The following is an 18,672-nucleotide window of genomic DNA, read 5'->3' as shown; positions in this document are numbered from 1 at the left end:
AGTTTCTGTCATCTCGATTTCCAGGGACGGGACGTCAGTTCTCGTCGTGCCCCTGGTCCATGCTCATCTGATCCTCGGCGGGAGGGGTCTCCCCCGGCGGAACTCCGCCGCCCGGCTCCAGCCCGGTGATGTTCCCTTCGGCCGGATCAGGATTCACCCGGCGGCCCTTTTCGCCGCTGCCGGCATGGTTGCCGGTTCCTTCCGTGGTTTCCGGCCCCTTTTGCGCGGCAGCGTGGTCAGCTTCCTTGGGCTTGTCCGGGTTGGCTGGATCATTGTTCGGATCGTAGCTTTGCGTCATCGTGGCCTTTCGGTGATGTCCCGCAAGGGAGAAAACAATTAGTCAGCATGCTGACCTTTCCAACCTAGCGGGACTACCAGCCGCCGGGCAATCCCTACCTAAAGAGCCCCTCTCCCACGAATCCGCCCTCCGATGCACCCGGCGGCACGGCGAATACAGCCGATCCGATGGGCGTCGTCCACTCATTGAGCAGGTCCAGTTTGTCCAGCCGCTGCTGGATCGGCACAAACTGCTCGGCGACATCCGCTTGGAAGGCAACGAAGATCTGACCCGCGTTGGAGACCGCGCCACCAGGTTCCGGAGCGTCGTCGTAGTTGTAGCCGCGGCGGAATATCCGCTGCCGCGGATTCTCCGGACGTGCACGGCGCATGTGGGCGTACTCCGGGATGACCTTGAACCCGAGTCCGGTGACGGCGTCGAAGTCCGGCTCATCCCGCTCATTTTCACCCGTCAGCGGCGCACCGTTGGCGAGCCTGCGGCCCACCGCTTCTTCCCTGCCCCGCCGGTCCAGTTCATCCCAGGTGTCCAGGTTCATCGCGATCCGCCGGACGACCATCGAGGTGCCGCCTTCCAGCCAGGCCGGAATCTCCGCGTCGCCCCACACCACCCGTTCGAACTCCGGCGTCCCCGGCAGCGCGTTCGCGGAACCGTCCACCTGTCCAAACAGGTTGCGCATGGTGGTGCCGGCAGGTTCGCTGCCGTAGGCATGGCGGAAGCCCGGCTGGATCCAGCGGACGACGGCGAACGCACGGCTGTCCTTCAGCAGCATCCGCTGGGCATGGGCCAGGGTCAGCGGGTCATCGGCGCACAACTGGAGCATCAGGTCTCCCCCGCTCCACCGCTCTTCGAGCTTGTCGATGCCGAAGGCGGGAAGCGGGCCGAGCCAGGCAGGGGCCAGTTCCGGAGCCACGGCGGCCACGAGGCCGGGCCCGAACCCGAACGTCACCGTCAGCCGCGCCGGGTTCCGGGCCAGCTCCGGCTCGGTGTCTGCCAGCGCAGGTTCACCCTGGGTCAGCGCGGCTGCGTCATCACTCAGCATCCGCAGCCAGGACCGGATGCGGTCCCGGCCGACGCCGTCGCGCAGGTCCAGGGCAACGAAAGCTGCGCAGGACCCGGGCGGGGTGGCTATGCCGGCCTGGTGCCGGCCGTAGAACGGAACTGTCTGGCGGCCGTTGCTTCCCGCCTCATCCAGCCCTGTCCGTTCCATCTCCGCGCTTCCCTGCCCGAACCCCCGGCTGCCGGCCAGGTGGCCGCCGGCAGCCGCAACCGCCCCCAGGCCCGCCGCGGCACCGCCGAAGAGCAGGCGGCGCCGGCCCACGCCCCGTGGTGTGGTTTCAGCGCTCATTAGTGGTCCGCAGTCCCATGGGTTTCAGTCCCGTGGGTCTCATTGCCGTGTGTCTCAGTGCCGTGTGATCCAGCCCCGTGGCCCCCGGCGTCGTGGCCTTCGCCGGATCCGTAGCTTTCGTTTCCGCCCGCGAAGTCCTTGGCCACGGCGTCGACGTCCAGGGTGGAGCCGTCAGCCAGCTCGAGGGTGATCGTCACCGTGTCTCCGGCGAGCAGTCCGTCCGTCAGGCCCATCAGCATCAGGTGGCTCGCTCCGGGCTCCAGGAGGTAGTCGCTTCCGGCGGGGACCACGAATCCTCCTTCGATTTCGCGCATGACCATCGCTCCGTCGTCGTCCATTGCCACTTCGTGCAGTTCAACGGTTGAGGCGGACGCCGAACTGGCGGCGACGATGGTGAGGTCCTCGTCGCCGGAGTTTTCGAGCGTGCCAAAAGCGCCGGTCATTTCGTCTGCTTCTGCGGCCTTCGCCCAGGCTCCGGTCATGGACAGCGCTGCGGCATCATCCGGAGCAGGGGCCGTTTCGGCTGCGGGGCTGGAGGAGCCACAACCGGTGAGGGCCGCAGCGGAGACGGCAAGGACGACTGCGGCGAGAGTGATTTTCTTCATGATTTTCGGGTACTCCAAAGGTGTGTTCCGCGCATCTAGGCGCGGTCAATGAAAGGGCAGACGCTGCCGGGGCAGGGCCTGGAGGGGACTGCCGCGTGACGGCAGTTTCAGTTAGGCGCTGGCGCCGCGGCGCTTCTTGACCTGGACCACGATTGCCCAGGCTGCGAGGGCTGCAGCTGCTCCTGCGCCGACACCGGCGAGGGCCCACGGCAGGTGGGATGCCACGCTGGACTCCTGCGCTGCCGGCTCTGCTTCTGCCGGATCTGCTGACGCGCTGGGAGCGGGCTCGCTGGGCGCCGGGGCGGCAGCGGACTCCGTTGCAGCCGGTGAGGGGCTTTCCCCGGCAGGAGCGTTCACGGTGAAGCTGAAGGTGCCGGTGATCGGGTGCCCGTCGCTGGATACCGCACGCCAGTTGACCTTGTATTCGCCCGCGTCGAGGGCAGGAACGGACTGGACCAGGGTTTCGCGTGTCAGGACCGGCTCGGACTCGGCGAGGTTCTTCCCGGCAGAGTCTTCGACGATGACCTGGTTGCCCAGGTCCATGAGTTCTGAACTGAAGACCAGTTCAATCTCGGAGGGAGCGGCATCCAGGACGGCACCGTCCGCCGGGTTGGAGGACACAAGTTCATCGTGCGCGTGTGCCGGTGCTGCAAGGAAGAGAACCGCTGCGAAGGCTGCGAGGAGAGCTGCGGCAAGGAGCGAGGCACGGGTGCGGGCCTGGCGGTAAAAAGTGGTAGGCATAACTGCTTTCCGTTCCGGGAAGGAACTGGGATTCGTGTGGGTGCGCGGAGTGCGCCTAGCTGGACACGAATGCAGCAGGTGGGCCCCGGTGCCGGAGCGTCAGAAGGGGGATGCCGAGGTTGCGCAGCCCAAGGGGCCGCACAGCCAGGACGGCAGTGATGGGACGGCGAAGGTGTGCGGGCCGGAACAGGGGCAGCAGCGCACCGGGTCGGACGCCGAGCGCTTCGATGAGGCGCACCAGGGTCCGCTCGCCGTGGGCAATAATCCACACCGTGGCCGCGGCGGCAAGGGCGTGGCTGACCCACATCAGGAGTCCGTGTGCGGGAGCCGATGCGGCGGCCGCGGCGGCAGCAGTTCCGGTCTCTGTCAGCGAGGGACCCGCGTGGTGGGCGTGGCCCGAGCCTGCACCGACGGCGGCCGGGGCGGAACCGAAGCTGAAAATGAGGTGGAACAGCCCCTGGCTGAACACGACGGCGGTGCTGAGGCGGGGCAGCGAAAGCCCGCGTCCGGCGAGCAGGCAGCTGACCATGCCGGAAATTGCCAGGCAGAACAGCACGAGGGCCGGTTCGGGAGCGGCACCGCCGCCAAGCACGTGCGACGCAGCAGCCACGGCCGTGGCCGCGAATGCTCCGGCCCAGCCGCGCACCAAGCGTGCGGCACGCGCTGTCATCGGTCCTCCTCAGGCACCGTGTACCGGGCGGGATCGCATCCGGCCCTGCAATTCTCCCGAAGTTTCGACGCCGTGTCGAATATCCGCTCCCCGTTCCCATCGAGATGGCAGAAACTGCACGTTACAGGGCTGTATCGTGCAGTTTCTGCTATCTCGACGAGAGGGGAAAGCTAGCCCTTGAACACTGGCTTGCGCTTTTCCTTGAAGGCGGCGAAACCTTCGGCATAGTCCTCGGTACCGCAAAGCACACCCTGGGCCTTGTTCTCATCCTCGACCGACTCCCAGAGTCCCAGGCGGGCATCGCGAATCTGTGCCACGAGTTCCTTGGAAGCACGGAACGCTTCGGTGGCACCGGAGGCCACGCGGGCAACCGTGGCCCGGGTGGTGTCCAGCAGCTCGTCGGCCGGGAAGACCCGGCTGAACAGGCCAGCAGCTACGGCTTCCGTTCCGCTCATCAGGTCTGCCGTGTAGATCAGGTCCAGCGTGCGGTGGGCGCCCAGCCGCTCGGTGAAGAGCCAGTGTCCGCCCGAATCCAGGGTTGCCCCCAGGTTCGCGAACGGCGAGCCGATCTTCGCATTGTCCGCCACGTAGACCACGTCGGTGGCCACCAGCAGGCCCAGCCCGACGCCGAGGCAGGCACCCTGCGCGGCTGCGAAGGTGGGTGCCGGGAAGGCTGCCATCTTCTTCAGCAGCGGGGTGACCAGGTCACCGAGGTAGGCATAAGCGTCGTCTTCGGCCGGTACGACGCCGGAGATATCGCGTCCGGCGCAGAAGGCCCTGCCTTCCCCGCGCAGCAGAAGCGCGCGCACTCCGGCGGCAGCGGCGTCGTCATAGGCCTTGGACAGGTCCGCGAGGGCCTTTTCATCCAGTGAATTGAGCTTCTGCGGGGCGTTGAGGACAACCTCGGCAACGCCGTCGTTAATGCTGAGTTCAACCATGGACTCAGGCTGGTTCTGCTCGCTCATCGGTGGCTTCGCTCCTAGGCGTCGTAGTCGACGGTGACTTCGGGACTGGTGGGGCGGCTTTGGCAGGTCAGGATGTAACCCTTTTCGATTTCATCCGGTTCCAGGGCGTAGTTTTCTTCCATTTCCACGGTGCCGGAGACCACCTTGGCGCGACAGGTGCCGCAGACGCCGCCGGCGCAGGCGAACGGAACATCCGGGCGGACGCGGAGCGCGGCGTTCAGGATGGATTCACGGGCGTGGGTGGGGCTGGCCACCTTGCCCTGCAGCCCGTCCAGCCGGAAGCTGATCTCAAAGTTGTCGGCTGACGGATCAACCTGGATGGGGCGGCCGATCTGGCCTTCCGGCTTTCCGGGCTGGCCCGTGGTGAAGAGTTCGAAGCGGACCTTCTCCGAGTCCACGCCGCGCTCGGCCAGGGTGTCCCGGCAGAGCTGCACGAGTTCGAACGGGCCGCAGAGGAACCACTCGTCCACGTCGCGGGTGGGGAGCACGGACTCGATGAGTGCGGAAAGCTTCTCCGCGTCGATCCGGCCGGAGAGCAGCGGGGAAATACGCTGTTCCCGGGAGAGCACGTGATGGACGGCGAAGCGGGCCGGGTACTTGTCCTTCAGGTCCGCCAGTTCCTCCAGGAACATCACGTCCATGGCGGCCTTGTTGGCGTAGACCAGGTCAAAGCGCACGTTCTCCGACGCTGCCAGCACGGTGCGTGCAATGGAGATTACCGGGGTGATGCCGGACCCGGCGGCGACGGCGACAAACACGTTCTCATCCGTGACATCGATGTCTTCGGGGTGGTTGAGCGCCGTCATGGGGTGCTTGGAGATGAAGCCGCCCGTGGGGCTCATGACGTCCAGGACGTCCCCGGCCTTCAGGTTTTCATTGGCCCAGGTGGAGAACTTGCCGCCGAGGTCGCGCTTAATGGCGACCCGGATTTCACCGGGCTTCGGCTCCGCGCAGATGGAGTAGCTGCGGCGGATTTCCGCGCCGTCCAGCGTGGTGCGCAGGGCAACGTACTGGCCGGGCAGGTAATCGAAGGAACCGGTCAGCTCTTCGGGAACCGCGAAGGTGACTTCGATGGCGTCTTCGGTGAGCCGGCGGACAGCACTGACCGTCAGCGGGTGGAAGGCGGTGCGGCGCGAGGCGGGAGCTGCGCCCGCCTCGGTGGTGGAGGTTGTCATGGTTTAGAGCACCTTGAAGTAGTCGAAGGGTTCCTGGCAGTCGCGGCAGACGTACAGCGCCTTGCAGGAAGTAGAGCCAAAGCGTGTCATTTCACGCGTGTTGAGTGAGGAGCACTGGGGGCACTTGACGCTAAGGCCCAGCCGGACGGGTCCGGCAGCGGCCCGGCCGGTGGGCGGGGCGATGCCGTACTCGTTGAGTTTGGTCTTGCCGGATTCGCTCATCCAGTCCGTGGTCCAGGCCGGGGCCAGGACCAGGTCCACGCGGACCGGTCCGTAGCCGGCGGCAACGAGCGCGGCGGTGACGTCGTCGCGGATCGCGTCCATGGCGGGGCAGCCGGAGTAAGTGGGGGTGATGGCCACCCGCACCGAGTTGTCCTGCTGGACCTGAACGGCCCGCAGAACACCCAGGTCCTCAATGGTCAGGACCGGGATTTCCGGGTCGCAGACTGTCGCCGCTACGTCCCAGGCGGCCGCTGATGCGGGGTCCGCGGGTCGCAGCTGCGTACTGGCTGCGGCGTCGACGGGGGGTGCTGCCTCAGTCTCGTTCATAGCTGTTACCAGGTTGCACCGGGGTGCTGGCGGGCCAGCACCTGGAGCTCAGCCAGGATGTAGCCGAGGTACTCGCTGTGCTCGCCGCGGCGTCCGCCGCCCGGTGCGGGCTGCACCTCTGGGGCTTCGAGCTCGGCTTCGGCCAGCACGGCACCGACCTTCTCATCGAAGGCAGCGCGGAGCGTGGAGGGCACGACGGCGATTCCGTCGAGGGAGCGAACCAGGTCATCGTCCTCGAACAGCTCGCCCACGTACGGCCAGATGAGTTCCAGGGCGCGGATCATCCGGGTGCGTGATTCCTCGGTTCCCTGGCCCAGGCGCAGCACCCACTGGGCGCTGTGGTCGCGGTGGTAGTCGACTTCCTTCACGGCCTTGGCCGCGATGGCCGCCAGGGTCTCGTCCTTGGAGGAGAGCATGGCGGTGTAAAGCTCGTACTGGAAGAAGGAGACCACCAGCTGGCGGGCAATCGTCTTGGCGAAGTCGCCGTTTTCCTGCTCCACGATGTGGGCGGAACGGTATTCCTCTTCACCTCGCCAGTAGGCCAGGTCATCCTCGGTCTTGTCCCAGGCAGTGCCGGCGTAGGTGAGGAAGGACCGGGCATGACCAATCAGGTCCAGGGCGATGTTGGAAAGGGCAATGTCCTCTTCCAGCTCCGGGGCCCGGGCAACCCACCAGCCCAGGCGCTGGGCCAGGATCAGTGCGTCGTCGCCCAGGCGGAGCGCGTACTCCGCGACGGCTTCGGGGGCCTTGGCATCAGAGGCTGCAATGTCCTCCGGGCGGAGGGCGTTGCCCGGGGTGATGCGGGTGGCGCTGTCCGTGTTCACAGGTGCTTCACCCCTTCGGACTTGCGGTAGTACGTTGCGTGCCGGTAGTCCTTGCCCTGCGGGGACTCGAAGAACTGGCCCTTGGCATCGGGGTCGGAGGAGATGATCGCCTCGGCCGGAACCACCCAGAGCGAAACGCCTTCGTTGCGCCGGGTGTATAGGTCGCGTGCGTTGCGCAGCGCCATGTCGGCGTCGGGCGCGTGCAGCGAACCTGCGTGGACGTGGGAGAGTCCGCGGGAGGAGCGGACAAACACTTCCCAGAGCGGCCAGGCCGCGTTTACGCCCGTGTCGGGCGCCACCGAACCGGACGTTGCCGCCGTCTTCGTGCCGTCATCGCCCGTTGTGGAACCGGAAACCATGCTTATGCCACCTCTGTCTTTCGTGCCTGCTTTGCCGCGTACGCAGCTGCTGCTTCGCGCACCCAGGCGCCGTCTTCGTGTGCTTCGCGGCGGCGGGCCAGCCGCTGCGAGTTGCACGGGCCGCGTCCTGCAAGGACTTCCTTGAACTCGTTCCAGTCCAGCGGTCCGTGCTCCCATTTGCCGGTTTCTTCGTTGAACCGGATCTGGTCATCGGGGAGGGTCAGGCCAAGGACCTTGACCTGCTCGTAGATCATGCCGACAAAGCGCTGGCGCAGCTCGTCGTTGGAGAAGCGCTTGATGTTCCAGGCCATTGACTGGCGGGAGTTGGGAGAATCATCATCCGGCGGGCCGAACATCATCAGGGCCGGGGCGTACCAGCGGTTGATGGCGTCCTGGGCCATCTGCTTCTGCGCCTCGGTGCCGTTGGCCAGCTCGAGCAGGATCTCGAATCCCTGGCGCTGGTGGAAGGATTCTTCCTTGCAGATACGGACCATGGCACGGCCGTAGGGTCCGTAGGAGGCGCGGCAGAGCGGGACCTGGTTGCAGATGGCGGCGCCGTCAACGAGCCAGCCAATGGCGCCCATGTCTGCCCAGCTGCGGGTGGGGTAGTTGAAGATACTTGAGTAGCGGGCCTTGCCGGCGATGAGGTCTTCGGTCATCTTGTCCCGCGGCGTTCCGAGGGTCTCGGCGGCGGAGTAGAGGTAGAGGCCGTGGCCGGCTTCGTCCTGGACCTTGGCCAGGAGGATGGCCTTGCGCTTCAGTGAGGGGGCACGGGTGATCCAGTTGGCTTCAGGCTGCATGCCGATGATCTCGGAGTGCGCGTGCTGGGAGACCTGGCGGACCAGGGTCTTCCGGTAGCCTTCCGGCATCCAGTCGCGGGGCTCGATCCGCGAGTCGTCGGCGATGATCGCGTCGAATGCTGCCTGCCCGGCTGCGTCATCGTCCTGCTGGGCCGGGACTGCGTACAACTCTGCCTGCGTAGCCATAGATGTCACCTCACTGTTTTCCACGTGGCCGCGGACAGCTCCGCGGAAGTCGTTCGGCCAATAATTACCGACCGTTCGTTCAGGATATGCGTGTGAGCGACGGCACGTCAAGGCGGAATCCGTTTTGCGCGGCCGTGACGGCGAGGCGGCGGGAGACGCCGTGGCGGCACGGAGGCGGGGCAGCGGCTACCTTTGATCTATCAGCCCAGGCAGGAGGAACCACAGCATGGCAGGCAGTGAAGCGTCCGAGCGCACCCGGATACGTCCGGCTGCCGCGGAGGCTTCCGCACAGGCTTCCGCGCCCGGCATGGCCGCACACCTGCTGGTGCCGATCCTGCTGGGCCTGCTGGGGTTCTGCGCCGTGGCCGCTGCCGTGGCGTCCACCGGCGGCACCCTCGGCATCACAGTGAGCGGGCTGGCCATAGTTCTGACACTCCTGGCAGCGGCGGGTGCCACACCCCGGTATCTGCCCGCGGCCCTCGCGGGACGGCCCGGCCGCCCGCTGGCCGTCCTGGCCGGCGTCGTCGTGGCGCACGTCCTCCTGTTCTGGACTGCGGGCGCCACGGTGATCCTGACACTGCCGGCTTTTCCGGTCGCCGCGGCCGGCGGTGGCCTGCTGCTGGCCACCTCCCTGTGGTCCCAGTTCCGCCGCGGGCCTGCCAGCCAGGATCCCGCCCACGTAAGAAGCCTGCACGGCCACAGGCCCTTCGCCCACACCCTGGCACTGGTGCTGGCCAACTGGGTGTTCTTCGCCGCTGCGGGCATGTTCAGTGCCTGGATCCTGCTGGGCCGCTAGGTACGCCGCGGGGCAGCCGCGGCGGCGCATAAGCCGCCAGCATAAAGGGGGCGCGGCCCATCGCGGGCTGGTTGAGGGATCGATATATTCGGGACATGACTACACCTGTTCCCCCGGCCGCGAAAAAAGTCCCCGTCGAACGTACCCACCACGGTGAAACGTTCACCGACGACTACGAATGGATGCGGGAGAAGGAAAACCCGGAGGTGGTTCAGCACCTCAACGCGGAGAACGCCTACACCGAGGCCGTTACCGCAGACCAGGAGCCGCTGCGGCAGGAGATCTTCGACGAGATCAGGGCCCGCACCGTTGAAACCGACCTTTCAGTTCCGGCGCGCAAGCGCGGCTGGTGGTACTACACCCGCACCGAGGAAGGCCAGCAGTACGCGATCCACTGCCGCACCGCAGCCCGGGACACCGGTGACCTGCACGCGGACTGGACCCCTCCCGTCGTCGAACCCGGCGTTCCCGTGCCCGGGGAACAGATCCTGATTGACGGCAATGCCGAAGCCGAAGGCAAGCCCTTCTTCTCCCTGGGCGGGCTGGCCGTCACCGAGGACGGCAACCTGCTGGCCTACTGTGAGGACAATGCCGGAGACGAGCGCTTCACGCTGCGGATCAAGGATCTGCGCACCGGTGAACTGCTGCCCGACGTCGTTTCCAACGTGTTCTACTCGCTCGCCTTCTCACCGGACGGCACCCGCGTTTTCTACACCGTCGTCGATGATTCCTGGCGTCCCTACCAGATCAAGGCGCACACCCTGGGCACCGATGTCAGTGAGGACACCGTTCTTTATCAGGAAGACGACGTCGCCATGTGGACGGGCTTCGACCTCTCCGCAGACCGGAAGCAGCTGCTGATCGGCGTCAGCTGCTCCGAATACAGCGAGTACCGGGTGATGGATTTCGACGACGCGTCGGACACCGTGCGGACCCTGATCCCTCGCAGCGAGCGGATCCTCTATGAAGCAGAACCGTTCACCCGAAACGGGGAACGGCAGTACCTTATTACCCACAACAGGAACGCCCTGAACTCCATGGTGTCCCTGGTCGCGGAGGGTGAATTCGCCAAGCCGCTGAGCGAACAGCAGTGGCAAACCGTGGTGGCGCACGACGACGCCGTGCGGGTCAACGGGGTGTCCGTCACCTCCACGCACCTCCTGGTTTCGGTCCGCAAGGACACCACCGAGCGCGTGCAGATCCTGCCGCTGGCCGGCATCGGCACCCCGGAGCAGGCAGCGCCGTCGGAACCCGCCTTCGACGAGGAGCTCTACACCGCAGGCCTGACCAACGCAGAATACGATTCGCCGATCATCCGCCTAAGCTACACCTCCTACCTGACACCGCCGCGTGTCTACGACTACGTGCTGGCCACCGGCGAACTGCAGCTGCGGAAGGAAACCCCGGTGCGGGGGAACTATGATCCCGCACAGTACGTGGCGGAGCGTGACTGGGCGACGGCGGCTGACGGCACCCGGATTCCGCTCTCTGTGCTGCGCCGGGCCGAGGTGGCCCGGGACGGTTCCAATCCCGCCCTGATCTACGCGTACGGCAGCTACGAAATCTCCATGGACCCGGCCTTCAACATTGCCCGGCTCTCCCTGCTGGACCGCGGCGTCATCTTTGTCGTTGCCCATATCCGCGGCGGCGGCGAGATGGGCCGGGCCTGGTACGACCAGGGCAAGAAGCTGAACAAGAAGAACACCTTCACCGACTTCGTGGCAGCGACCGACCACATGGCGGCGTCGGGCTGGGTTGACCCGGCCCGGATCGCGGCCATGGGCGGCTCCGCCGGCGGACTCCTCATGGGCGCCGTGGCGAACCTGGCTCCGGAGAAGTACCGGGCGATCGTGGCGCAGGTGCCGTTCGTGGATGCGCTGACCACCATCCTGGATCCCAACCTGCCGCTGTCCGCGCTGGAGTGGGAGGAATGGGGCAACCCGATCACCGATCCCGAGGTGTACCGCTACATGAGCGAGTACAGCCCGTATGAGAACGTGCGAGCCGTCGAGTATCCGCGTATCGCCGCCGTCACCAGCTTCAACGACACCCGCGTGCTGTACGTGGAGCCGGCCAAGTGGGTGGCCAAGCTGCGCGAAACCACCACCGGCTCCGAGCCTGTGGTGCTGAAGATCGAAATGGACGGCGGGCACGGCGGTGCCTCCGGCCGCTACGAGGCCTGGAAGGACCGTGCCTGGGACTACGCCTTTGTGCTCTCGGCGCTGGATGCCCGGGATCTGCTTCCCGGGGTCAGCTCACCGGCGGCTGCGGCCCGGTAGGAAGCAGCGAAGAACGACGGCGTAGGCCGGGTGCCCCTGTGGGTGCCCGGCCTGCGCCGTTTTCAGTCCTCCCCGGCGGCAGCTTCGGGCCGGGGGCGGGGCATTGGCCGCGGCTTCCGCACGCCTTTCTGCTCCGGCGCATCTTGCTGCTTCGCCGTACGCTGCGTCCGGCGGCCGGGCCGGAACAGGCCCGCGACCACAAAGACCAGCGTCAGGCCGATGACGCCCAGGAAGATCAGGTCCAGGTTGTCCCGCACAAACGGGACCCGGTCCCCCAGGATGTAGCCCAGCAGGGTGACGGAGAGCGCCCAGACGGCTCCGCCGATGGCGTTGTAGGCAATGAAGGTGGCGTAGTGCATCCGTCCGACGCCGGCCACCACCGGGGTGAAGGTGCGGATCACCGGGATGAAGCGGGCCAGCACCACGGCTTTGCCGCCGTGGCGGGCAAAGAAGGCCTCAGCACGCTCCACGTTCTCCTGGTGGAAGAACCTGGATTCGGGTCTGTTGAAGACCACGGGCCCGGCCTTGCGGCCGATGAAGTACCCGAGCTGGTCTCCGGCGAACGCGCAGAGGGCGATCAGCAGGATGAGCACCCAGATGTTGATTTGCACGGCCCCCGTGGCAACCAGCAGTCCCGCGGTGAAGAGCAGGGAATCTCCGGGGAGGAAGAAGCCGATGAGCAATCCGGTCTCCACGAAGACGATGCCGCAGATCAGCAGCACCACCCACGGACCGATTGCGGGGTCGGCGAGGAAGACCTGGGGATCCAGCCATTCCGGCAAGAGCGAGGACTTTGGCTGCAGCGCAGCGGGAGCAGCTGTGGCGGAGATCACCACAACAGGCTAGTCCATGACCCTTTGTGCAGGCTGGGAGTGCCGGGTTGTTACGCAGCGGGACGGGCCCACGGCGGCGCAGTCCCGTCTCGACTTGACAGTGATAACGCTCACAGGATTACCTAATGAACATTCGGTAAAGAAAAGAGAGGGTTCCCATGGCTGACACCGGCGTCACTGCCCCGGCCCGCGAAATGCGCCTGGCACATCCCATCCTTGAGCACGACGCGACGTCTGAATGGCTTGGCATTTCGGTCCAGGACCTGGCGGACGGCTACGCCGTGATCACCATGGACCTGCGCCCCGAGATGCTCAACGGGTTTTCAATCGCCCACGGCGGCATGGTTTTCGCATTCGCCGACACCGCGTTCGCGCTGGCCTGCAACCCAAGCGGCGCCGATTCCCTGGCGAACATGGACACCATCACCGTGGCTTCCGGCGCGGACATCAACTTCATCTCCTCAGCCCGTGCCGGCGATAAGCTCCGGGCAGAAGCCAGCCGCCGGGCGGCAGCAGGCCGCAGCGGCGTCTACGACATCGAGGTCACCGCGGAGTCCCCTGACGGCACCACGCGCGTCATCGCTGAATTCAGGGGACGCTCCCGCACCATTCCCAATCCTGCCCGCCGAAGCTAGGGTTCGGCCCGCAGGATCCCGCTCTTTCGTTTTCCTTCCCAGCACTGCACAATCAAGCCCCACCCCTCTTCCAAAGGTTCTATGCAATGAATACCGCCTCCGCCATCAAGGCCACCGCAGCAGATCCCGCCACCCTCGACGCCGAGGAGCTCATGAGCCGGGACCAGATCGAGGCCCTGCAGCTCACCCGCCTCAAGGAGACGGTTCGCTACGCCTATGAGCGGGTGCCGCTGTACACGAAGAAGTTCGACGACGCCGGTGTCCACCCGGACGACCTCAAGGAACTCTCCGACCTGGCCAAGTTCCCCTACACCACCAAGGAAGACCTGCGCCAGAGCTATCCGTTTGGCATGTTCGCCGTGCCGATGGACGAGGTCTCCCGCATCCACGCCTCTTCCGGCACCACCGGCCGCCCCACCGTGGTCGGCTACACCAAGGGCGATCTTGACCGCTGGGGAACACTGGTGGCCCGCTCGCTGCGTGCCTCCGGCGTGAAGTCAAATTACAAGGTCCACAACGCCTACGGTTACGGTCTCTTCACCGGCGGCCTTGGCGCCCACTTCGGCGCCGAGAAGCTGGGCTGCACGGTCATTCCGATGTCCGGCGGCCAGACCGAACGCCAGATCCAGCTGATCCAGGACTTCCAGCCGGACACCATCCTGGCTACCCCCACCTACCTGCTGACCATCGCCGATGCCATGAAGCGCGCCGGGATTGATCCGCGCTCCACCTCACTGAAGAACGCCGTCTTGGGCGCCGAGCCGTGGACCGAGGAAATGCGGCATGAGCTTGAGCAGATGATGGACATCGACGCCTGCGACATCTATGGCCTTTCCGAGGTCATGGGCCCGGGCGTGGCAGGCGAATGCGTGGAAACCAAGGATGGCGCCCATATCTGGGAGGACCACTTCCGTCCGGAGATCATCGACCCGTTCGATGACACCAAGGTGCTGGACGACGGCGAGCACGGTGAGCTGGTCTTCACGTCCCTCACCAAGGAAGCGCTGCCGATCATCCGCTACCGCACGCACGACCTGACCCGGCTGCTGCCGGGCACGGCACGTCCGGGCATGCGCCGCATGGGCCGCATCACGGGCCGCAATGACGACATGATCATCCTGCGCGGCGTGAACCTCTTCCCCAGCCAGATCGAGGAAATCGCGCTGCGGATTCCGGCCCTGAGCCCGCACTTCCAGCTGGAGATCACCCGCCCGGACCGCATGGACGAGCTGGCTGTGAAGATCGAGCGCCGTGCTGAATCGTCCGCCGATGAATGCAGCAAGGCAGCGGCTGAGCTGAAGAACCAGATCAAGATCCATATCGGATCCTCCTGCGCCATCCATGTTGTGGAGCCCGGCTCGCTGGCACGCTCCAGCGGCAAGCTGCGCCGCATCTACGACCTGCGCAAGCAGGAGAACAAGCCGGCTTAGCAGCCGTTATGATCATTCGGTTGGCCGGGCATGTCCCGGCCAACCGAACGTTCATGCGAAAATATGCAGATGCCTAGTCCCTCGAGTTCCGCGACTTCCCCGTCCTCCGCAGCCGGCAACGGTTCACGCCGTGGACGCCCGGGTTACGACCAGCAGACCGTGCTGAACATCGCCGTCGACGTCTTTAACCGCCACGGCTACGAAGCGACGTCGATGGGCATCCTCGCGGAGAACCTGGGCATCACCAAGTCCGCGATCTATCACCACGTTCCGTCCAAGGGCGACCTGCTGCGCCTGGCCCTGGAAAACGCGCTGGGCGGGCTTGAAGGGGTTCTCGATGACCCGCGGGCTTCCACCGGCCCGGCCGACGCCCGGCTCGAGTTCGTACTCCGGGGCACCATCAAGGTCCTGACCGAACGGCTTCCGTTCGTCACCCTCCTGCTGCGGCTGCGGGGCAACACCGATATTGAGCGCGACGCACTTGAACGGCGCCGCCAGTTCGACCGCCGCGTGGCGGAGCTCGTAGACGCCGCCCGCTCCGAAGGGTCCCTGCGCAGCGACATCGATCCGCGCACCACCACCCGGCTGCTCTTCGGCACGATCAACTCGATTGTTGAGTGGTACAAGCCAGGCGGCCCGATCGGTGCGGACAAGCTCGCCGACGACATTATTTCAATGATGTTCGACGGCCTGCACGGCAAGCCCTGATCCCGTTCCCTTTCATACCTCCCAAACGAGATGACAGAAACTGCCCGTTAGAAGCTTCTAACGGGCAGTTTCTGCGATCTCGATGGAGAGGTGAGGTGGAGGCTAGGCGCGCTTCTTCTCCACGAGGGTCAGCACGTCGTACGTGGCCACGATCTCGTCGTTCTGGTTGTGCAGGACGGCATCCCAGGCAACCTCGCCGTACTCGTCGGTCTCACGCGGGGTGATCTTCTTTGCCGTGAGCGTGACGCGGATCGAATCGCCCGCGGCCACCGGAGTGATGAAGCGCAGGTTCTCCAGGCCGTAGTTGGCCAGCACGGGCCCCGGAGCGGGTTCCACGAACAGCCCGGCGCCCCAGGAGAGCAGCAGGTAGCCGTGAGCCACAATGCCCGGGAAGAACGGGTTCGCCTCGGCAGCTTCCTGGTTGGTGTGCGCGTAGAAGGTGTCGCCGGTGCTGTTGGCGAACGCGGTGATGTCCTCGAGCGTCACTTCGCGCAGCTCAGAGGCCATCGCGTCTCCGATCTTCAGCGTGGCCAGGTCCTTGCGGAACGGGTGGGTCTCGTCGAAGTTCTGGTCGGCACCGGTGTGCCAGACACCGGTGATCGCGGTCAGCATGTTCGGCGAACCCTGGATGGCGGTGCGCTGCATGTGGTGCTTGACGGCGCGGATGCCGCCGAGCTCCTCGCCGCCGCCGGCGCGGCCGGGTCCACCGTGCACGAGGTGCGGTACGGGCGAGCCGTGGCCGGTGGAGCTGCGGGCAGTTTCCCGGTTCAGCACGTGGACGCGGCCGTGGTGGCCGGCGATCCCGGTGACAATTTCGCGGACAGTTTCCGGGTCGTTGCTGCAGACGGTGGCTACCAGCGAGCCGCCGCCCAGGGCGGCCAGCCGCACGGCGTCGGCCGTGTCTTCGTAACCGACCACCGAGGAAACCGGACCGAACGCTTCAACCGAGTGCAGTGCTTCTGCGTTCGGATCGTCCCAGGTGAGCAGCACCGGCGCCATGAAGGCACCGTCTTCGACGACGCCGCGGCTGCCGTCGGCCTGCACGGTTTCCGGTGCATCCAGGCTGCCGAACGCAATCTTGGCGCCGGCGTCCAGGAGCGTCTGGACGGAAGAGCGGACGCCGTCGCGCTGCTCAACCGAGGCCAGGGCACCCATGGTGACGCCTTCGGCGCGCGGGTCGCCGAGCACAACGCGCTCTTCGATGCGCTTGGCAGCGGCAGCAACGACGTCGTTCACCAGGGCCTTAGGCACAATGGCGCGGCGGATGGAGGTGCACTTCTGGCCGGCCTTGACGGTCATTTCGGTGACCAGGGACTTCACGTACGCATCGAATTCCGGGGTTCCGGGAACAGCGTCCGGGCCCAGGATGGAGGCGTTCAGCGAGTCGGTTTCGCTGGTGAAGCGCACGCCGCCCTCAATAACGTTGGGGTGGTTCTTCAGCTTGTTCGCGGTGGAGGCCGAGCCCGTGAAGGAGACCATGTCCCGGTAATCAAGGTGGTCCAGCAGGTCCCGTGCGGAGCCGGAGATCAGCTGCAGCGAGCCGGCGGGCAGGATGCCCGATTCGATCATCATCCGCACGGCGGCTTCGGTGAGGTAGCCGGTGGGGGTTGCGGGCTTCACGATCGTGGGAACGCCGGCAAGGAACGCCGGGGCGAACTTCTCCAGCATGCCCCAGACCGGGAAGTTGAAGGCGTTGATCTGCACGGCGACGCCGGGGATGGACGTGTAGATGTGCTCGCCGATGAAGGAGCCGTCCTTGGACAGGACCTCCGGGGTTCCGTCAATCACGACGGTGGAGTTCGGCAGTTCGCGCCGGCCCTTGGAGCCGAAGGTGAAGAGCACGCCGATGCCGCCGTCGATGTCCACGAGGGAATCGATCTTCGTTGCGCCGGTGCGGGCGGAGATTTCATAGAGTTCCGGACGGCGGCCGTTGAGGTACTGGGCCAGTTCCTTGAGCTTCAGTGCGCGCTGGTGGAAGGTGAGTCCGGCCAGTCCGCGGTGGCCCACTGTGCGGCCGTGCTCGAGCGCGGCAGCTGTGTCCAGTCCGTCGGTGCTGACCAGGGCGAGCAGTTCGCCGGTCGAAGCGTCGCGGACTTCAGCGGATTTTGCGGAGGTGCTCTCCGGGGTCCACCATTCGTCCTGGACGAAGCTGGGGACGACTTGCACGTCTATGGCGGTTGAGGTCATCTTTGACGGACCCTTTCGATACTGGACGTTCGTTTTCCGGTCCGGGCCGCTCGCCGCAATTGCGGCACACCCCGATAACTGACCGGACGGTCGGTAATGAATCCAGCCTACATGAGAGTGCGCTGCGGCACACCACCCAAGGACCCGGGCTTTCCTTACATTTCGCCTTCTCGCACCCGGGCACGCCTCTCCTGTTCCACCGGCACAGGACGGCCGTTACCGTGTTCCGTTAGCACTGCACTGCGGATGACGACGGCGGAAGGCAAGGACATGTTCTGGTTGCGCAAGTGGGGGCGGGCAGCGGCGCTGCTGTCCGCAGGTTGCCTGCTCACGGCAGGGTCCCTGGTGCTGCCCGCACCCGGTGCCGCTGCGGAGGCTCCGTCCGGCTGGTCCGCCGCGGGCAATGAGCGCGGCCGCGGCCACCATGGCCCGCACGGACCCCATGGACCGCACAACGGCTGGGACGGCGGAGGCGGCAGGAACGTTGACTACGTGGCACTTGGGGACTCCTATGCAGCGGGCTATGGCGGCGGCGCAGTACTCGATGCCTGCGGGCGGACAGCCGAGGGCTACCCGGCCCTGCTGGACGCACAGCGCAAAGTGGAGCTCGACGCGGATGTGACCTGCGCCGGGGCCACGGCAGCCAGCACTCCCCCATCTCCTCCGGCCGGACCGGTGGACCTGCCGGAGCAAATCGCCTCGCTGCAGGCTGCGGGCAGCATCAACCGGGACACCGACCTGGTCACCCTGACCATCGGCGGGAACGACGTCCGGTTCACGGAAATAGTCGCTGCCTGCGCCGGTGCTGCCCTGCCGGCCACCTGCGCTCCCGCTCTTGCCGCGGCTCAGGCGTACGCCGAGACGACCCTGGCCCCCCAGGTCCGCCAGTCGCTGGAGCAGCTGCGGGCTTTGGCGCCGAAGGCCGAGCTGGTGCTGGTGGGTTATCCGCATCTCTTCGACGACGCCGGTGTCCCCGGCCTGCTGAGTCCCGAAGCAGCCGCCCTGTTCAACGCAGGCACAGATGCGCTCAATACGGTTTTGGCTGCCCAGCTGCTGGACCGGCGGTCCACCTACGTGGATGTGGTGGACGAGTTCGCCGGGCACGGCGTTGGTTCGTCCGACCCATGGATCATCTTCGAGCGGGGCCCGTTCGACCTGCATCCGAACGCCACCGGCTACCGCGACGGTTACCTCGCGGCCATTACCGCCGACGTCGACCTGCATCCGGGCGGCGGCCAGCCCTGCCGCGGCCGCCGCTGAGCTAAACCCGGTCCAACGGCACGACGG

General features: G+C 66.2%; 19 protein-coding genes. 6 read left to right on the top strand and 13 right to left on the bottom strand.

Features of this window, described 5'->3' with window-relative positions:
• Positions 1–34: 34 nt before the first annotated feature.
• The 11 genes from ABFX29_RS07475 to paaA form a co-directional block, all read right to left on the bottom strand.
• Positions 35–298 (bottom strand): DUF6480 family protein, encoded by a 264-nt coding sequence (locus tag ABFX29_RS07475; RefSeq protein WP_152226244.1) that lies wholly within the window; start codon positions 296–298, stop codon positions 35–37.
• Positions 299–392: 94 nt separating this feature from the next.
• The gene (locus ABFX29_RS07470; protein WP_152226242.1) at positions 393–1,643 is read right to left on the bottom strand and encodes a Dyp-type peroxidase; all 1,251 of its coding nucleotides are present in this window, start codon (positions 1,641–1,643) and stop codon (positions 393–395) included.
• Entirely contained in the window at positions 1,643–2,248 is a 606-nt protein-coding gene (locus tag ABFX29_RS07465) for a copper chaperone PCu(A)C (RefSeq protein ID WP_152226240.1), read from the bottom strand. Before ABFX29_RS07465 ends, ABFX29_RS07470 begins: the two co-directional genes overlap by 1 nt.
• 111 nt (positions 2,249–2,359) lie before the next feature.
• Positions 2,360–2,989, bottom strand: a complete 630-nt coding sequence (locus ABFX29_RS07460) for a copper resistance CopC family protein (RefSeq protein WP_152226238.1) — start codon at positions 2,987–2,989, stop codon at positions 2,360–2,362.
• A 55-nt stretch (positions 2,990–3,044) separates the two neighbouring features.
• Positions 3,045–3,659: a hypothetical protein gene (locus ABFX29_RS07455; protein ID WP_152226236.1), complete on the bottom strand. Its 615-nt coding sequence runs from the start codon at positions 3,657–3,659 to the stop codon at positions 3,045–3,047.
• Positions 3,660–3,829: 170 nt separating this feature from the next.
• Positions 3,830–4,597 (bottom strand): enoyl-CoA hydratase/isomerase family protein, encoded by a 768-nt coding sequence (locus ABFX29_RS07450; protein ID WP_152227274.1) that lies wholly within the window; start codon positions 4,595–4,597, stop codon positions 3,830–3,832.
• Between the two features lie 41 nt (positions 4,598–4,638).
• Complete coding sequence (gene paaE, locus ABFX29_RS07445; RefSeq protein WP_152226234.1) at positions 4,639–5,799, bottom strand: 1,2-phenylacetyl-CoA epoxidase subunit PaaE; 1,161 nt, start codon at positions 5,797–5,799, stop codon at positions 4,639–4,641.
• Positions 5,800–5,802: 3 nt separating this feature from the next.
• Entirely contained in the window at positions 5,803–6,348 is a 546-nt protein-coding gene (gene paaD, locus ABFX29_RS07440) for a 1,2-phenylacetyl-CoA epoxidase subunit PaaD (protein ID WP_082413243.1), read from the bottom strand.
• A 5-nt stretch (positions 6,349–6,353) separates the two neighbouring features.
• A complete protein-coding gene (gene paaC / locus ABFX29_RS07435; RefSeq protein ID WP_055239205.1) occupies positions 6,354–7,172 on the bottom strand; it encodes a 1,2-phenylacetyl-CoA epoxidase subunit PaaC in 819 nt (272 codons plus the stop codon).
• The gene (gene paaB / locus ABFX29_RS07430) at positions 7,169–7,531 is read right to left on the bottom strand and encodes a 1,2-phenylacetyl-CoA epoxidase subunit PaaB (protein WP_235471974.1); all 363 of its coding nucleotides are present in this window, start codon (positions 7,529–7,531) and stop codon (positions 7,169–7,171) included. Before paaB ends, paaC begins: the two co-directional genes overlap by 4 nt.
• Before the next feature lie 2 nt (positions 7,532–7,533).
• Positions 7,534–8,517, bottom strand: coding sequence for a 1,2-phenylacetyl-CoA epoxidase subunit PaaA (gene paaA, locus ABFX29_RS07425; protein WP_152226232.1), 984 nt, complete (start codon positions 8,515–8,517; stop codon positions 7,534–7,536).
• Between the two features lie 226 nt (positions 8,518–8,743).
• Here paaA and ABFX29_RS07420 point away from each other — a divergent pair, with 226 nt between their 5' ends.
• Positions 8,744–9,313: a hypothetical protein gene (locus ABFX29_RS07420; protein ID WP_152226230.1), complete on the top strand. Its 570-nt coding sequence runs from the start codon at positions 8,744–8,746 to the stop codon at positions 9,311–9,313.
• Between the two features lie 95 nt (positions 9,314–9,408).
• Positions 9,409–11,592, top strand: a complete 2,184-nt coding sequence (locus ABFX29_RS07415) for a S9 family peptidase (RefSeq protein WP_152226228.1) — start codon at positions 9,409–9,411, stop codon at positions 11,590–11,592.
• Positions 11,593–11,654: 62 nt separating this feature from the next.
• Here ABFX29_RS07415 and ABFX29_RS07410 read toward each other — a convergent pair whose 3' ends face one another.
• The gene (locus ABFX29_RS07410; protein ID WP_246167253.1) at positions 11,655–12,425 is read right to left on the bottom strand and encodes a DedA family protein; all 771 of its coding nucleotides are present in this window, start codon (positions 12,423–12,425) and stop codon (positions 11,655–11,657) included.
• A 158-nt stretch (positions 12,426–12,583) separates the two neighbouring features.
• Between ABFX29_RS07410 and ABFX29_RS07405 the strand changes: the two genes are divergently transcribed.
• The 3 genes from ABFX29_RS07405 (at position 12,584) to ABFX29_RS07395 (ending at position 15,198) form a co-directional block, all read left to right on the top strand.
• A complete protein-coding gene (locus ABFX29_RS07405; RefSeq protein ID WP_152226226.1) occupies positions 12,584–13,060 on the top strand; it encodes a hotdog fold thioesterase in 477 nt (158 codons plus the stop codon).
• A gap of 86 nt (positions 13,061–13,146) precedes the next feature.
• Positions 13,147–14,490, top strand: a complete 1,344-nt coding sequence (gene paaK, locus ABFX29_RS07400; protein WP_152226224.1) for a phenylacetate--CoA ligase PaaK — start codon at positions 13,147–13,149, stop codon at positions 14,488–14,490.
• 69 nt (positions 14,491–14,559) lie between these two features.
• On the top strand, positions 14,560–15,198 hold the full coding sequence (locus tag ABFX29_RS07395) for a TetR/AcrR family transcriptional regulator (RefSeq protein WP_152226222.1): 639 nt from the start codon (positions 14,560–14,562) through the stop codon (positions 15,196–15,198).
• 102 nt (positions 15,199–15,300) lie between these two features.
• On the opposite strand, the gene paaZ is transcribed toward ABFX29_RS07395, so the two are convergent.
• Positions 15,301–17,385, bottom strand: a complete 2,085-nt coding sequence (gene paaZ / locus ABFX29_RS07390) for a phenylacetic acid degradation bifunctional protein PaaZ (RefSeq protein WP_152226220.1) — start codon at positions 17,383–17,385, stop codon at positions 15,301–15,303.
• 246 nt (positions 17,386–17,631) lie between these two features.
• Between paaZ and ABFX29_RS07385 the strand changes: the two genes are divergently transcribed.
• Positions 17,632–18,645, top strand: a complete 1,014-nt coding sequence (locus ABFX29_RS07385) for an SGNH/GDSL hydrolase family protein (RefSeq protein WP_170287717.1) — start codon at positions 17,632–17,634, stop codon at positions 18,643–18,645.
• Positions 18,646–18,672 lie beyond the last annotated feature (27 nt).

It is taken from the genome of Arthrobacter gandavensis, from assembly GCF_039528575.1.
In the GTDB taxonomy this organism is placed as follows: domain Bacteria; phylum Actinomycetota; class Actinomycetes; order Actinomycetales; family Micrococcaceae; genus Arthrobacter_B; species Arthrobacter_B citreus_B.
Note: the sequence above shows the minus strand (reverse complement) of the source record. Positions and strands in the feature narration are given on the sequence as shown.

Excerpts from the sequence above, each read along its gene's own strand:
- ABFX29_RS07475 (WP_152226244.1), bottom strand. The coding sequence starts at position 298 with ATGACGCAAAGCTACGATCCGAACAATGATCCAGCCAACCCGGACAAG.
- ABFX29_RS07470 (WP_152226242.1), bottom strand. The coding sequence starts at position 1,643 with ATGAGCGCTGAAACCACACCACGGGGCGTGGGCCGGCGCCGCCTGCTC.
- ABFX29_RS07465 (WP_152226240.1), bottom strand. The coding sequence starts at position 2,248 with ATGAAGAAAATCACTCTCGCCGCAGTCGTCCTTGCCGTCTCCGCTGCG.
- ABFX29_RS07460 (WP_152226238.1), bottom strand. The coding sequence starts at position 2,989 with ATGCCTACCACTTTTTACCGCCAGGCCCGCACCCGTGCCTCGCTCCTT.
- ABFX29_RS07455 (WP_152226236.1), bottom strand. The coding sequence starts at position 3,659 with ATGACAGCGCGTGCCGCACGCTTGGTGCGCGGCTGGGCCGGAGCATTC.
- ABFX29_RS07450 (WP_152227274.1), bottom strand. The coding sequence starts at position 4,597 with ATGGTTGAACTCAGCATTAACGACGGCGTTGCCGAGGTTGTCCTCAAC.
- paaE (WP_152226234.1), bottom strand. The coding sequence starts at position 5,799 with ATGACAACCTCCACCACCGAGGCGGGCGCAGCTCCCGCCTCGCGCCGC.
- paaD (WP_082413243.1), bottom strand. The coding sequence starts at position 6,348 with ATGAACGAGACTGAGGCAGCACCCCCCGTCGACGCCGCAGCCAGTACG.
- paaB (WP_235471974.1), bottom strand. The coding sequence starts at position 7,531 with ATGGTTTCCGGTTCCACAACGGGCGATGACGGCACGAAGACGGCGGCA.
- paaA (WP_152226232.1), bottom strand. The coding sequence starts at position 8,517 with ATGGCTACGCAGGCAGAGTTGTACGCAGTCCCGGCCCAGCAGGACGAT.
- ABFX29_RS07420 (WP_152226230.1), top strand. The coding sequence starts at position 8,744 with ATGGCAGGCAGTGAAGCGTCCGAGCGCACCCGGATACGTCCGGCTGCC.
- ABFX29_RS07415 (WP_152226228.1), top strand. The coding sequence starts at position 9,409 with ATGACTACACCTGTTCCCCCGGCCGCGAAAAAAGTCCCCGTCGAACGT.
- ABFX29_RS07405 (WP_152226226.1), top strand. The coding sequence starts at position 12,584 with ATGGCTGACACCGGCGTCACTGCCCCGGCCCGCGAAATGCGCCTGGCA.
- paaK (WP_152226224.1), top strand. The coding sequence starts at position 13,147 with ATGAATACCGCCTCCGCCATCAAGGCCACCGCAGCAGATCCCGCCACC.
- ABFX29_RS07395 (WP_152226222.1), top strand. The coding sequence starts at position 14,560 with ATGCCTAGTCCCTCGAGTTCCGCGACTTCCCCGTCCTCCGCAGCCGGC.
- paaZ (WP_152226220.1), bottom strand. The coding sequence starts at position 17,385 with ATGACCTCAACCGCCATAGACGTGCAAGTCGTCCCCAGCTTCGTCCAG.
- ABFX29_RS07385 (WP_170287717.1), top strand. The coding sequence starts at position 17,632 with ATGACGACGGCGGAAGGCAAGGACATGTTCTGGTTGCGCAAGTGGGGG.